Annotated in this window: 11 protein-coding genes and 1 pseudogene; 7 read left to right on the top strand and 5 right to left on the bottom strand. The window is 61.8% G+C overall.

Features of this window, described 5'->3' with window-relative positions; genetic code table 11:
• Positions 1-5: 5 nt before the first annotated feature.
• Positions 6-692 (bottom strand): TetR/AcrR family transcriptional regulator, encoded by a 687-nt coding sequence (locus AC1DKD_RS15505; RefSeq protein WP_441629640.1) that lies wholly within the window; start codon positions 690-692, stop codon positions 6-8.
• Positions 689-1726, bottom strand: coding sequence for a 2Fe-2S iron-sulfur cluster-binding protein (locus tag AC1DKD_RS15500; protein WP_441629641.1), 1038 nt, complete (start codon positions 1724-1726; stop codon positions 689-691). Before AC1DKD_RS15500 ends, AC1DKD_RS15505 begins: the two co-directional genes overlap by 4 nt.
• Positions 1727-1894: 168 nt before the next feature.
• Between AC1DKD_RS15500 and AC1DKD_RS15495 the strand changes: the two genes are divergently transcribed.
• Together AC1DKD_RS15495 and AC1DKD_RS15490 are read left to right on the top strand one after the other, a co-directional pair.
• Positions 1895-2980, top strand: coding sequence for a ferritin-like domain-containing protein (locus tag AC1DKD_RS15495; protein ID WP_441629642.1), 1086 nt, complete (start codon positions 1895-1897; stop codon positions 2978-2980).
• Between the two features lie 119 nt (positions 2981-3099).
• A complete protein-coding gene (locus AC1DKD_RS15490) occupies positions 3100-3816 on the top strand; it encodes a glutathione S-transferase C-terminal domain-containing protein (protein ID WP_441629643.1) in 717 nt (238 codons plus the stop codon).
• A 10-nt stretch (positions 3817-3826) separates the two neighbouring features.
• Here the strand turns inward: AC1DKD_RS15490 and AC1DKD_RS15485 are convergent, their stop codons facing one another.
• A complete protein-coding gene (locus AC1DKD_RS15485) occupies positions 3827-4906 on the bottom strand; it encodes an HAD family hydrolase (protein ID WP_477103849.1) in 1080 nt (359 codons plus the stop codon).
• Between the two features lie 383 nt (positions 4907-5289).
• Between AC1DKD_RS15485 and AC1DKD_RS15480 the strand changes: the two genes are divergently transcribed.
• Positions 5290-6225, top strand: coding sequence for an NAD(P)H-dependent flavin oxidoreductase (locus AC1DKD_RS15480; protein ID WP_441629680.1), 936 nt, complete (start codon positions 5290-5292; stop codon positions 6223-6225).
• Between the two features lie 15 nt (positions 6226-6240).
• On the opposite strand, the gene AC1DKD_RS15475 is transcribed toward AC1DKD_RS15480, so the two are convergent.
• Positions 6241-7134: a DMT family transporter gene (locus AC1DKD_RS15475; RefSeq protein WP_441629645.1), complete on the bottom strand. Its 894-nt coding sequence runs from the start codon at positions 7132-7134 to the stop codon at positions 6241-6243.
• A gap of 129 nt (positions 7135-7263) precedes the next feature.
• Between AC1DKD_RS15475 and AC1DKD_RS15470 the strand changes: the two genes are divergently transcribed.
• The 4 genes and pseudogenes from AC1DKD_RS15470 to AC1DKD_RS15455 all read left to right on the top strand — a co-directional run.
• The gene (locus tag AC1DKD_RS15470) at positions 7264-8058 is read left to right on the top strand and encodes an AraC family transcriptional regulator (RefSeq protein WP_441629646.1); all 795 of its coding nucleotides are present in this window, start codon (positions 7264-7266) and stop codon (positions 8056-8058) included.
• Positions 8059-8246: 188 nt separating this feature from the next.
• Positions 8247-9350 (top strand): porin, encoded by a 1104-nt coding sequence (locus AC1DKD_RS15465; RefSeq protein ID WP_441629647.1) that lies wholly within the window; start codon positions 8247-8249, stop codon positions 9348-9350.
• Between the two features lie 1224 nt (positions 9351-10574).
• Positions 10575-11618, top strand: coding sequence for a rod shape-determining protein (locus AC1DKD_RS15460; RefSeq protein ID WP_441629648.1), 1044 nt, complete (start codon positions 10575-10577; stop codon positions 11616-11618).
• 925 nt (positions 11619-12543) lie between these two features.
• Positions 12544-13036: pseudogene (locus tag AC1DKD_RS15455) on the top strand (IS6 family transposase); the annotation flags it as partial.
• Between the two features lie 66 nt (positions 13037-13102).
• Here AC1DKD_RS15455 and AC1DKD_RS15450 read toward each other — a convergent pair.
• Positions 13103-14675, bottom strand: a 1573-nt coding sequence (locus AC1DKD_RS15450; protein ID WP_477143426.1) for an ATP-binding protein, incomplete at its 5' end; no start/stop codon positions are given.

The raw sequence follows: 14675 nt of genomic DNA, 5'->3' as shown, positions 1-14675 counted from the left end.
CGCGCCTATGCGTCGCCGGCCGCAGGCGAGGATAGATAGCAATACAGCATCGCCGTGAGCCGTTGCTCCAGCCGCGGATCGTCCAGGGCCAGGCCGCTGGGCGCATGCAGCACGATGCTGGTCAGCGCGCTGATCACGAGTTGCACCGCGATCCGGGTCTCGCCGTCGGGTCCGGTAAAGCGCCCGGCGGCAACCTGGCTGGCCAGGCGCGGCACCATGGCGTCCAGGATCCGCCGGTTGGCCTCGCGGATAGGTTGCCACAGGGGATTCTGCGCAGGGCTATGCCGCATGTAGGCCGCAAACAGGCCGCGATGCCTGCGGAACAGGCCGACATAGAAACCAACGATACGGCCGCAGATCGCGGCAGCGGGCCCTGCGTTCCAGGTCGGGTCCGTGGCCAGCGAATAGTCCAGCTCGGCTCGCAATTCAGCCAGTGTGTCTTCCAGCACCAGCGCGCAGAAGGTCTCCTTGTCCGGAAACCGGGCATAGAAGGCCCCGATCGAGGTGGAAGCGGCGCGCACGAGATCGGCGAGGGAAAACCCGGTCAGGCTGCCGGCCTCGTTGATCAGCGTCCGGCCGGCCGCCAGCATGGCCTTGAGGGTGGCTTCGCTGCGTTCCTGACGGGGTTGTTTCAGCCCGGCGCGCAACGTGGTCGCCGCAGTGTCCGCCGGGATGGTGGTTTCTGCTGTCATACGTCATAGGTGATTGCGACCGGCCGCTCCTGGCGCGGACGCGCCTGGCAAGTCAGGATCCAGCCGGCAGCAAGCTCGTCGGCGCCGAAGACATCGTTGCGCTCATGAACCACCGCGCCATCGATGCACTTGGCCGCGCACGATCCGCAATAGCCCTCCTCGCAAGCATAGGGCGCATCCACGCCGCAGGCGAGCGCGGCTTGCAGCAGTGACTGGCCGCTGGCGACACGCACGACATGCAGTGCGCCGCCGAGGATTACCTTGGCATCGCAAGCCACCGCGCTGGTTGCCGCCGGCAATGCCGCACGGATCGCCGAGCCAGCCTCAGGCTCCGGCATGGGAGCGTCGAATCGCTCCAGATGCACGCGCCCGCGCGCCATCCCGGCCGCCTCGGCCGCTTCCAGTACGGTCTGCATGAATGGCCCCGGCCCGCACAGATAGAGCTGGCATTGCGCAACGGACGAGAGCAGGGCGGCAATCTTGCCGCGCTCGGGAAAGCCATCGGCATCGTCGCAGTGCATATGCACAGCGAGGCGATCCGGATTGCCCCGCGCCAGGGCGGCAATCTCCGCCGCGAAGATCGTGCTGCGCGTATCTCGGTTGGCGTAGAAGAGCGTCATCCTGCGGCGCGTGGATGCCAGCGCCGACCGGATCATCGAGAGGACCGGCGTAATGCCGCTGCCCGCCGCGCAGAAGACGAGCGGGGCGTCCATGTTCTCGCAGACGAAGCGGCCAGCCGGCGCGCTCACCTCCAGCCGGGTTCCGGCCCGGACATGGCCATGAAACCATCCCGACACGCGGCCATCGGGGATGCGCTTGACCGTGACAACCGGCAGGCCTCCCGCTTCAGGCGAGCTGGAAAGCGAGTAGCTCCGCAGCAGTATTTCCCCATCCACGTTTACCCGGAAGGTGAGGTGCTGCCCGGCACGGTAGGCGAAAGATTGCTGCAGCGCGTCGGGGATCGAAAGCGTGTAGGAGCAAGCATCTTCGGTCTCCCGAGTGACCTGCGCGACAGTCAGATTGTGGAACTGCATCAATGTCTCCCGGCTTCTCCGGACCCTGTGCCGGGTCCTTGAATTAACAAGAAAGAGAATTATGATTCTGTTTATAGCCGGAAGCCAACGCAAATTCAAGACAGGTCCCAACTCCGGCTAAGCAGGCATGGAGACCGGTCGAAACCCATGAGCGCCAAAGGAGATTGCATGTCATCCGTTCATCGTTACACGCTGCCGGTGGTACAGACGGGCTGGTCGATCGGCAGCCAGGTTGCCACCGAGTTCAACTGGGAATACGACAACGAGAATTCCAAACTGCTGCAGCTCTATGAAACCAGCAAGAAGCAGCAATGGAACGCCACCGACCGGATCGACTGGTCGCAGGAACTCGATCCCGAGAACCCGCAGGAACTCGATGACCGGATGATCCCGATCTACGGCACGCCGCTCTGGGAAAAGATGGGCAAGCACGACCGCATCGAAGTGCGCCGCCACCAGCAGGCGCATTCGCTGTCGCAGTTCCTGCATGGCGAGCAGGGCGCCCTGATGGTTTCGGCGCGGATCGTGCAGATGGTCCCGGACATGGATGCCAAGTTCTATGCCGCCACGCAGACCGTGGACGAAGCACGTCACGTGGAGGCCTATTCGCGCCTGCTGCACGAGAAGGTCGGCATCCTCTATCCCATCACGCCGGGACTCAAATCCTTGCTTGAGAGCATCCTGACCGATTCGCGCTGGGACTTCTGCTATCTGGGCATGCAGGTGCTGGTGGAGGGGCTTGCGCTGGCCGCGTTCCAGCGCATTCGCGACTTCTCCAAGAATCCGCTGGCCGCATCGATCAACGCCTACGTGATGCAGGACGAGGCGCGCCACGTTGCATTCGGCCGCACTGCGCTGCGCGGTTTCTATCCGCAGGTGACGGAGGCCGAGCGCAAGGAGCGCGAGGACTTTGTGATCGAGGCTTGCTACATGATGCGCGACCGCTTCGACCAGAAGGAAGTCTGGGGCCGCCTCGGGCTGCCGGAGGAGGAGTGCGCCAAAGCAGTGCGGGAGTCCGAAACCATGCGGCAATTCCGCCAGCGGCTGTTCAGCCGCATCGTCCCCACAGTCAAGGATATCGGCCTGTGGAGCCCGCGCGTGCAAAGTGCATTTGCCGACATGGGCGCTATCGAGTTTGCCAATGTCGACGTGGAAGCGCAGTTCGCGCAGGATCAGAAGATTGCCGAGGAGTTCGACGCGCGTCGCGTTGTCATGGCCTCCATCGGCGCGGTCCAGTCCGAAGCAGAGCATTGAAACGCTGCGGCTAGCCTGGGAGGCGGGCAATCCGCTTCCCGGCGTCCCCCGCGCGGCATGCGGAATCATCAGAGCCTGGCTGGTGTAGAGAGCCCGGGCCATCTGCAGGGGAGGCCGGCATGATCACACTTTTTTCCTATCCGGATCTGTTTGGCCTTGAAGACAACAATCCATACGGCCTGAAGGTATTCGCATTCCTGAAACTGTGCGGCCTGCCTTTCGAGCATCGCCACACCCTGGATGCGAAAGCGGCGCCGCGCGGCCAGCTCCCGTATGTCGACGATGGCGGGCAGTCGATAGGCGACAGCGATGCCATCGTGTCCCATTTAAAGCGCAAGTATCGCTTGCCCATCGACGATGCGCTGACCCCCTTTCAGCGCGACCTGGATCTTCTTGTCCGGCGCGCGCTGGATGATCTCTACTGGGTCATGTCTTACTCGCGGTGGCGCGATCCGCGCTTCTGGACAGCCTTTCGGGACGCGCTCCTCAGGACGCATCCGGAGATCGCGGCGGACGACCTCGAGGCCGCAAGGAAATACAACTTCGATCGATACCACTATCAGGGAATCGGCCGCTTCTCCCCCAAGGAGGTCTACGCCCGTGGCATCGCCGACCTGCAGGTGGTGGCCAACATGACCGGTGATCGGGGTTTTCTTTTCGGTCCTGATCCGAACAGTATCGACGCTGGCGTCTACGGCTTTGTGGCGAACATCGTCTTCTATGACATAGATACGCCTCTCAAGCTATTTGTCTTATCGCAACCGAATCTCGTGCGCCATTGCCATGCTGTACGGGCGGCCATGGACAACCGCGCCGTTTCACGCCAGCCGTTGTAGTTGGGAGAGCCTATCGCGGCGCCGCCGGATACACCTGCTTCCAGTCCCGCTTCATGCTCACGACCGTCCAGCCCTTGGCGACGGCCTCGTCCCAGGCCTTGTCCAGCTTGCCGACCTTCGACTGGCGGTCGTAGGCGAACTCCCGCTCGGCATCGTCGTGATGCACGAGCAACGCCAGGCGGGCGCCGCTGCCGGCCACCACGTACTGCAGCATCTGCAGGTCGCCGTCGGAGTTGCCGAATGCCAGGATCGGCCGGCGGCCGATCCCCCGGTAGATGCCCACCGGCTTGCCGGGGCCGTCGTCGATGAAATCGAGCTTTGGCTGGCGCACCAGGGCAGGTTTGCCATTTTGCAGCTGATACGTCACGACCTGGCTGGAACCGATCACTTGCTCGGGCGGGATTCCATACACCTTCTCGGACCAGGGGCGCATGAACTCGATCGTGCCGCCGGAGACGATGAATGTCTTGAAGCCATTGGCGCGCAGGTAGGCCAATAACTCAAGCTGCGGCTGATAGACAAGATCGGTGAAGAGACGCTGGAACCTGGGATGCTTTGCCGTGACCAGCCAGGCGCGGATGGTCTCGTCGTAGGCCTCCACGGTCATGCCGCTATTTGCGACCGCGATCAGCGCCAGCAGTTCTTTCTGGTGCTTGGCCAGCGCTGCCTGGTCGTTCGCCACCAGCGCCTTGAAGGCCGGGTTGTTCTTCCACTCAGGATGCTTCGGTGCCGCCAACTTGACTTGTTCGATCAGGAACAGGAACTGGAAATACAGCGGCTGCTCGCTCCATAGCGTGCCGTCGTTGTCAAACGTGGCGATCCGTTCGGCCGGCGGCACATAAGTGGGCGAGCCTTCGCGGGTGACGCTGGCCACGAACTTAAGGATGGTCTGCCTGGCCGCGCCGTCCTGCCAGGAGGGCAGCGGGTCCGCGGCGCTTGTCGCGCTTGCTGTGCCGGCCGGCGCAGGGCTTGCCGATCCGGCGGCGGGCGTTCCGGGGCCGGCACATGCGGCAACGGCCAGCACGACCAATACCGCGCCGAGACGGGTCAGGAAGCGTTGCGACGAAGACTGGCGGTCGATAGATTCCATTCAGGGCTCCTCAAGCCTGGGCAGGTGGCAACAGTGTGGTCTGCCCAGCTTGCCACGGAACACTGGCCGCTGATGTGAACATTTTCGGTGCATGATCTGAATGATCTTGCGGCTGGTCAACGGCTCGGGGCATTGCCGGCGCTGGCCGCAGGCGGAGAATTATGGAGACACCATGTCCGGAGTGCATGAATACCTATTCAAAACAATCATTGGACGGTGTATCGGCGTGCCCCTAATCTCTACGGCCAGGTTTCATTCCCGAATGCGGAACGCGCTATCGCGCCACAAGTTTTTCCGGCGTGAAGAGGGCGCAGCGCGTCCGTGCAGTATTACCAGAGTAGAGCGGAGACAAAGCCATGACGATAACGAATCGCGTGACCGAGATGCTGGGCGTCCAGCATCCGATAATCCAGGCCCCAATGGGGTGGATCGCCAGGGCGCAACTGGCGGCGGCGGTCTCCAACGCGGGTGGGATGGGAATCATCGAGACATCATCCGGAGAACTGGATACGATTCGCGGCGAGATTCGCAAGATGCGAGAACTGACCGACAAGCCATTCGGGGTCAACATCGCGCTGACTTATGTGCGAGATCCCGATATCGTACGTTTCGTCGTCGACCAGGGGATCCGGTTCGTGACAACATCGGCTGGCGACCCGACACGCTATTGCGCGGAGCTGAAGGAAGCCGGCCTCACGGTTTTTCATGTGGTGCCAACCCTGGCCGGCGCCCTCAAGGCGGTGGCGGCCGGCGTGGACGGCCTGATTGTGGAGGGCAGCGAGGGCGGTGGGTTCAAGAACCAGCGCGACGTGACCTCCATGGTGTTGCTGCCGCTTGTCTGCTCGAAGGTCGATGTCCCGGTGGTAGCCGCGGGTGGCTTCTGCGACGGCGCCACGATGGCGGCGGCATTCGCGATGGGCGCGGAAGGCATACAGATGGGCACGCGCATGCTGACATCGGCCGAGTCGCCCGTTCATGACAACTGGAAGAATGCCATCGTCGGCGCGCAGGAGACAGATACCGTCTTTCTCAATCGCGGCGGCAAGGGCCCGGCGCTCCGGGCGCTGCGCACGGCGCGCACCTCCCGGATCGAGCTGGAATTGCCGGAGAACATCAAGAGTGAATTCGCCGGCGTTCAGCAGCTCTACTTTGGCGGCGACATGGAGGCGGCAGTGCCGCTGACGGGGCAAGTATGCGGACGAATCGATTCGGTCGTGCCGGTTCAGCAGATCATTGACGAAACGATCCGCGATTTCCGTCACTCCGTAGACCGGCTGACCGCGCGCTACGGCTCGGTGCGGGCAGCAGGGCGCGCCTGAGGGTGCGGCGGTCTCTCACGGCGCCGCAGCTTGCAGCCGCGGCGGCGCCTTCCACAACTCGGCCAGCAGCACGCCCGCAACCGTCAGCGCCCCGCCGAGCGCGTGATACGCCGCCAGCGACTCCCCGATCACCACCGCCGCGATCAGCGCGGTGAGCAAGGGGATCAGGTTGAAGAACATGCTCGCGCGGCTTGGGCCAATGCTGGCGACCGTGTGCATCCACACCAGCGGTGCGACCATCGACGCCATCAATCCGGCGAATCCAACCAGCGGGAGGTTGGCCGCCGAGAGGCCCATCCTGGGCGTGAGCAGGTAGAGCGGCAATAGGGCGACAACGGCTACGACGATTTGCAGGTAGAGCAGTTGCAACGCTGGCACGTCCTTCATATTCCAGCGCTTAAGCAGGATGACGTAGACCGCGTAGGCCAGCATCGCCAGCAGCATCAGTCCGTCCCCCAGGTTGGCGCCGCTGGCCATCAGGCCGCGGAGGTCGCCGGATGAAACCACCACCAGCACGCCGGCGATCGACAGCAGGGATCCCGCCACGGCACCGGCCGTCAGGCGCTGTCCCAGCAGCAGGATCGACAACGCCAGCACCATCATCGGCGTGAGCGAGCCGATGATGCCCATGTGCGTGGCCGTGGTCATGTAGGCCGCGTAATAAGCCAGGCACTGATAGGCCACCATGCCGAGCAGGCCCAGTACCGCGATCCGCCCGCATCGCGGCCGGATCGCCGGCCAGTTGCGCAGCACCGGGCGCAACGCCAGCGGCGTGAAAAGCAGGGCGGCCAGCAGCCAGCGGTAGAAACTGATTTCGGCCGGTGCGATGGCGCCGGCCGCCATCTTGCTGACGACGGTATTACCGGACCAGATCACGACGGCCAGTAGCGGAAACGCGTATTGCCACATGAAGGTTTTCCTTAGTACGAGTGCAGGGCTATCATGCATGCGTCCGCGTTAAGGCATATAGCTGAATTATGACATCCAATCCGGGTTTCCGGACTCTTCTCGCCACAAACCACACGAACCCGACGAACCATGCCCGACAAACGGCGCTACTTGCCAATCCAGGACGTCGAAGGGATGGACGGTCCTTTCTATTTCCGCTACGACGAATTCGGAGCTGACACGCAGGCCGCGGCGCATAGCCATAGCTGGGGCCACCTGAACTACGCGGCGCACGGCACGATGCAGATGGAAACCGACGGGCTGCGGCTGCTTTCGCCGCCGCAGTATGCGGTGTGGATCCCGCCGGCGGTGGTGCATAGCTGCACCTTGCGGCACGCGATCGTCTACCGCTCGATCTACATAGAACCAGGCTTGTGCGCGCAACTGCCGGCCGAAGCCTGCACCGTGCGCATCAGCCCAATCATCAGGAGCGTACTGGCTGACTTCGCCGCGCGCGACATGCATGTACCGCGCACGCCGGCCGACCTGCGGCTCGCGCACGTGGTGGTCGATCAGCTCGCGCAGGCATCGGTGCAGCGTTGCTATCTGCCGGCGGCAGCCACGCCTGCCTTGATTGCCGTGCTTGAAGCGTTGCAGGCGGATCCCGGCGACCACCGCACGCTGGCCGACTGGGCCGCCAGCGTGCACATGACCGAACGGACGCTAGCCCGCCGGTGCCAGCACGAACTCGGCATGTCGTTCGGCGACTGGCGTCAGCGCCTGCGCTTTCTGCGCGCCATCGATGCCTTGGAAACGGGCCGCGGCGTGCAGGAAATCGCCTTCGATCTCGGCTACAGCACCGCCTCGGCCTTTATCGCGATGTTCCAGCGAGAGGCGGGCACCACGCCAGAACAGTACCGACGCGAGTTCTGTGGCATTGCGTGATGCGGGAGGGACTTTGGCATGCGTACCGGCCCGTTCCAAAGAACTGTTCGAAGGTTCGTTAAGCCACCGTTCGCAAGTTTCGTTAGCCGAACGCTGGTACATAATACAAAATCGACGTGAACGGATTGCGTTGGCCTGCAGTCGGGGTAGCCCAAAGTTTCCAATCATCAGCTAACAAGGAAAGAGTTATGAAGATGAAATGGATTGCCACCGTCGCTGCATTGGCCGCTGGTGGTGCGTATGCACAGTCGAGTGTGACGCTGTACGGGATCCTTGACATTGGTCTCGAATATCAAAATAACCAACCCGGGGGCGGCAGCAGCGTGACCCGCCTGACCTCGGGCAACCTGTCGGGCAGCCGTTGGGGCCTGCGTGGTGTGGAGGATCTCGGCGGTGGCCTGAAGGGCATCTTCGTACTGGAAAGCGGCTTTAACCTCGATACAGGCACCTCGGCCCAAAGCGGCCGCCTGTTCGGTCGTAACGCTTACGTCGGCCTGCAAAGCCAGTGGGGCACCCTGACCCTGGGCCGTCAACAGACCCCGCTCTATGACTTCGGCCTGCAATTCGACCCAATGGGGATCTCCACGAACTACTCGATCATCGGCCAGGACGCAGGGTTCACCAGCCGCGCTGACAACTCCGTCAAGTACGCCGGCACCTTCGGTGGCCTGACCGCCAGAGCCCTGTATAGCTTTGGCTCGAACACCGGTGGCGGCTCTTTTGGTGAAGTGCCGGGCAGCCCCAAGATTGGCCAGGAGTACAGCGCTGGCCTGACCTACGCTGTCGGTCCGTTCGCCGTCGGGGGTATATACGACGAAACCAACCTCGGCCTGGCCGCGACTGGTGCCCTGACGGGCGCCAAGATCCGCCGCGCCAGCGTGGCTGGATCGTATGCCTTCGGCCCGGCCAAAATGTACGCTGGTTATCGTTGGGCCATGGCGCTCGACGGTGCCACGCTGCCGGGCAACCTCGGCGCTAACAATGTCTCGAACCTGTACTGGCTGGGCGTGGGCTATCAGTTACTACCTGCACTATCGCTGACCGGCGCAGCCTACTACCAGGACTTCCGCGGCACCAAGGCCGATCCGTGGAGCTTCGTGGCATCGGTTGACTACAACCTGTCCAAGCGCACCGATGCCTACCTGAACCTTGGTTACACCAAGAACAAGGATGGTTCGAACCTGGGCCTGACCGCAGGCGGTTCCGGCGCGATCCAAGGCACCGGCTTCGGCACGGTAAGTGGCTCGGACAATCAGTTTGGCGCGGTCGTCGGTATTCGTCACAAATTCTAATGCGGCATCGGTCGGGGACGTGGCTGCGGATGAGGAGTGGGGATAGCGCCGGGGACCTGGATATACGGGGCAATAATGTACGGGTATGGCGTCGATCCATTGGGAGGCAGTTCCTGGGGTGTCGCAATCGGCTGCGCCCCGACAATGGGCTGATGCAAAAGCGGCCCGGTTTGCAACTCGGTGCCACCGCTCTGTCCGTCGCTGATGCCGCGTTGGGTACTAAGACTCTGCGACCGACTGCTCGTCTGCGGTGCTGCAACTGCCGCGGCCGATACCACCGCCAGTAACACGACGGTCGCCTTGGATCTCGGCAAGTGCATCAGAAGATCTGAAAGCATGAGCGCTCCTGCGGATTGTAGGAATACTGGTACCGGGCCGCGTTGGGGCCTGCGCGCCTGGTGCCCTTCATATAGTTGAAAAAGCGCGAGTACTACCAGGGCGCCTCCAATGCCGCCAACCCCATACGAAATCATCTTAAGTCCGGCAGACACCACACGGCAAGGAGCAGCCATACGGTGCCAACACCTGCACGGGCGGCACGGCGCTGCAACAGGGACGGCTGAATCTCGGTCACAACCAGACGCTGGATACCGGTTCGCTGGCAATGGACGACAACACCACCCTTGGCTTCAGCACTGACAGCCGGACCCGCCGGGTCGCCAGCACTGGCGCGCTGCAGCGCCTGGGTTTGGGGAGCGCCAGATCCGGCCGCTCTGCGTTCGGGCAAGCCAGGAAAATGCGGCCTGAATGGCTGTTGCTCGATCACGTCGCCTCTGGCAAGGATTGCCGTTCCCGAAGTCCGCGCGGTTTGACGCGGGAATCGGAGAGAGTCATACGGTATCATTCGCTTCCGCTGATATTCCTGCCTGCCGCTCAAGCGCGACGCGAGTGGTTCACGTCACTCGCAGGTATCGGGCCACAGTATCTCCGATCAGACTTCGTGAGGCTTTTGTGATTCCGATGCTGCTTTTGCGCAGTTCAATAAGTGGTCTACTCGACGACTCGTGTGATGGCCGATTCCGCCAGCAAGCCAGACACCCCTTGGCGGGCCACCTGAGTTCGATCGCTCTTATCGACTGACAGCGCGCTGGCAATGACACCGAAGCCAGCACCACGTGACGCGTGAAGCCTCCATACCATGCGTCGCTATGAAAATCATGGTTGGCGCCACTTCTTGCGCCCGCCGTTTCGCGTACTTGCGAACTACCAGAAGAAAGATTCCTGATGTTTGGATTTCTCCGCAGCTACTTCTCCAACGATCTCGCGATCGACCTCGGCACGGCCAACACCCTGATCTACATGCGCGACAGGGGCATCGTCCTTGATGAACCCTCCGTAGTCGCAATTCGCCAGCAGGGGGGTATCAATCCCAAGAAAACCATCCAGGCTGTCGGCAAGGATGCCAAGCAGATGCTGGGCAAGGTGCCGGGTAACATCGAGGCCATCCGCCCGATGAAAGACGGCGTGATCGCCGACTTCACCGTCACCGAGCAGATGCTCAAGCAGTTCATCAAGACGGTGCACGACACCAAACTGCTTCGGCCGTCGCCGCGTATCATCATCTCCGTGCCGTGCGGCTCGACCCAGGTCGAGCGGCGCGCAATTCAAGAATCCGCGCAGGCCGCTGGCGCCAGCCAGGTCTACCTGATTGAAGAGCCGATGGCCGCCGCACTCGGCGCCGGCCTTCCAGTGTCGGAGCCGTCCGGCTCGATGGTAGTGGATGTCGGTGGCGGTACGACCGAGGTGGGCGTCGTCTCGCTGGGCGGCATGGTCTACAAGGGCTCGATACGCGTGGGCGGCGACAGATTTGACGAAGCCATCGTCAACTACATCCGCCGCAACTACGGCATGCTGATCGGCGAGCAGACCGCCGAGGCCATCAAGAAGGAAATCGGCTCGGCCTTCCCAGACTCCGAGATCCGCGAGATGGAAGTCAAAGGCCGCAACCTGTCCGAAGGTATCCCGCGTCCATTCACGATATCGTCCAATGAAATCCTGGAAGCGCTAACTGATCCGCTGAATCAGATCGTGTCGGCAGTCAAGATCGCGCTCGAACAGACCCCACCGGAACTCGGCGCCGACATCGCCGAGCGCGGCATGATGCTGACCGGCGGCGGCGCGCTGTTGCGCAACCTCGATCGCCTGCTGGCCGAGGAAACGGGCCTGCCCGTGGTGGTGGCTGAAGACCCGCTGACCTGCGTGGCGCGGGGTGCCGGCCTGGCGCTCGAACGCATGGGCAAGCTGGGCAGCTTCTTCTCTTACGAGTAACGACTAAGCAACGAGGGGCTTGTGGCATTTCCAACCCCGCCCACCCTTGGTACTGTGCGCGGTTTGATGCCGCCCCGGCTCTGAGGGTGTTCTTGGGTTGATCCGGCGTGCGACAAGCCTTTGCCTTTAGGCCGGTGAAGGATGGGCGCGGGCGGCGTAGCCTCCCTTTGGCCGGTTAGTGCGGCATCTGTTGCTGTTCGACGTACAGGCGAATGATTTCGATGAGTACCCCCCGCAGTTCCCGGCGAAGTAGGACGGCGGCCACCGAGCGCGTCCCCCACAAACTCTCGCGGAGGCTGGGGTATTCCTTCGTTCGCAGCAGACAGCCGGAGACGTCTGTAGCGGATGGCCCGTGTGCAAGTAGGTAATCGTCAGGCTCTCCCTTGAAACCCCACTTACGAAAGTACTGGGGGTTTGCCGTTACAGCGGCGATTGCCTTGAAAGTGGTTCATAAATCACTAAAAAACACGCGGGCGAAAAAAACCCGCCAAAGGAGGCGGGTTGAATCCATGTCGAGGAGACAAGGAGGAGACGAGGGTGAGTATAAACCCTAGGTTTCCTGATGGCAATGGCACATCATTACAATTTCCGCAATGCAACATTGTCTTGAGTGCGCTGTGACGACGTTGTCACACTGCTGTGGTCGTCGCGTAGGATCGCGATGAGGCCCCGTCGCCGGTTTCCGGCAGGGATCATTGGTCAGGCAGCGCGCCAAGCGCCGGATCGCAACCATATTGGCCTTTTCGATAACATATAGACCCGCATTTCACCGGGTTGGGCGGGGCCATGGTGGACCATGGTCGGGATATCATCCGCGAATGTCTGTTCTATGCTGCGAGGCCGAACTTCGAATGTCTCCTAAATGCGGCTCCGGTGCAAATCGGAGGGGCCGGTGGGTTACGCTCGGGTTTTTGACCTGCGTTAGAAGCTCAGCCTTCGAGACCTCGTTGGAATAATGACCGAGCGCGGCCTGTCGCTTTCGCACACGACGATCACGCGCTGGGTCAAACGCTTCACGCCGGAGTTCGTGAAGCGCTGGGATCGGTTTGGGAGATCCGCGGGTCGTTCATGGCGAGTCGACGAGACGTATGTGAAAAGCCGTGGCAAATGGGCTTACTTGGGCCAGCCCTTCCATAGTATCTATCTTTACCGTGCAGTTGATCGAGCGGGAAAGACGGTCGACTTCCGGCTCAGCGCCAAGCGCGATGTCGCTGCAGCCAAGGCCTTCTTCGCGAAGGCGATCAAGAGTCAAGGGCTCGCTCCGAAGACAATCACGCTGGACGGCTACGCGGCATCTCACCGCGCGGTGCGCGAAATGAAGACGGACGAGTTGCTGCCCCGGGCACGCGATGTTGCGATCGTCGAAGTACTTGAACAACTTGATCGAGCAGGATCACCGCAACATCAAGTCCAGGATCGCTGGGAGCACTTTCAGCACGAAGCAGATATTTGTGTGCGCGACATGGAGGGCGGGGGTCTTCGAATCAACCGCTGAACAGGGCATTCAGCAGGTCGTTGACCTGCGGCCAATCATCAGTGTCGAATCCTTCGGTGAAGGACTCATGCAGCCCGGCCAGTGTCTGTCGTGCAAGTTCCATCTTCCCCTCGCGTTGCCATAGCCGCGCGAGGCTTAGCGCGGCACGTAGTTCAAGCGATTTCGCATTTTGCTGGCGAGCGATATCGATCGCGTGATGAAAACATGCCTCCGCTGCCTCACGATCCGTTAACACGTGGGGCTGCGCGTTCGAGCGTTGGAGAAGCAGTTCGCCCTTGAGCCGATGCAACTCCGATTCATAATAGCGCTCCCCAGTGTTGCTCGTCATGGCCAGCGCGGCGGCCAACGCGTCCAACCCCGTCTGGAATTTCCCCGCCTTCCCATAGGTTTGAGCCAACAAGGCAAGGATATAAGGCAGGCCGAACTCGGCACCCGTCGTTTGGTAATCGGCCAGCCCTTGGCGCATCTGAGCGATGCCCTCGTCACTGTTTCCTTGCTCGGCTAGCGCCCATCCCCGCAGGACTGCTCCCCATGCGAGCCAGAACGGAAAGCCCTGTTCGGCCGAAAGGGCGATAGCGGCTTCAGCACACTCTCGCGTCAGTTGCACCTCATGCCGGTACTGATGCAGCTCGGCTGCATAGACGAGGCCGAGCGCCAGGCTAAAAGGATGACAAAGCTTCCGGGCCAGCGCCAGCGCCTCCTGACTTCGTTCGCTGGCCTGAACTGGAAAGCCCAGATACCAAAGGGTCCATGCCAAAAAGCTCAGTCCACGAACGCCGGGATCCYGTCCATAAAGTCCGGCGTGGGTGGGATGCTGTTCAGTCTTATAGTGCGCCAGCCCCTGCTCCAAGTGAGCTCGGGCCATGGGAAACTTGCCAAGAAAGAGTGAGGCTCCTCCCAGTGCGATATGCGCTTGTCCGAGTAACACCGGCTCTTGCGTGTTCTCAGCCAGGCTGAGTAGTCCCTCACCCAGTTCATACGCCGTCTGATGCTGTGCGCGAAGCAAGAAGAACATGCGCAATCCCAACTTCACCTGAAAGAGCTGCGGGGCTTCTCCGCATTTTTCACACAAAGCTAGCGCCCGAGTATAGTTTGTCTCCACCTCAGCTGCTGCATAACCTCTGGCAGCAATCAAGGCTTGGCCAAAGGTGACGCGCAATGTCAGTTCCTGGCGCGCGCGTTCTGGGGTGTCGGGCAGGTTATGGAGCAGATCCAAAGCCGCACCAATGTGACGGATGGCATCTAGATTAGCGGAACGCTCGACAGCCTGTTGCCCGGCGCAGTGCAAGTACTCCACCGCCTTGGGAGCATTGCCGCCCAAGCTGTAATGGTGTGCCAGCTCGCTGAAATGGTCTTTCAATTGCTGATGGAAAAGGGCCTCGATGGCTCTACCTGTGCGTTCATGTAGCGCACTGCGCTCTTCGGAAAGCAGGGAGTTGCTTGCGACTTCCTGGGTGAGGGCGTGTTTGAACGCATACCCCACCTCTGGAAAGGCTGGGCGCCCGTAGATGAACTCTCCCGCTTGCAAGCTGGCCAGCAAAGGATACAGGCGCTCTTCCCTT

This window comes from Cupriavidus sp. 05T313, assembly GCF_056396665.1.
Note: the sequence above shows the minus strand (reverse complement) of the source record. Positions and strands in the feature narration are given on the sequence as shown.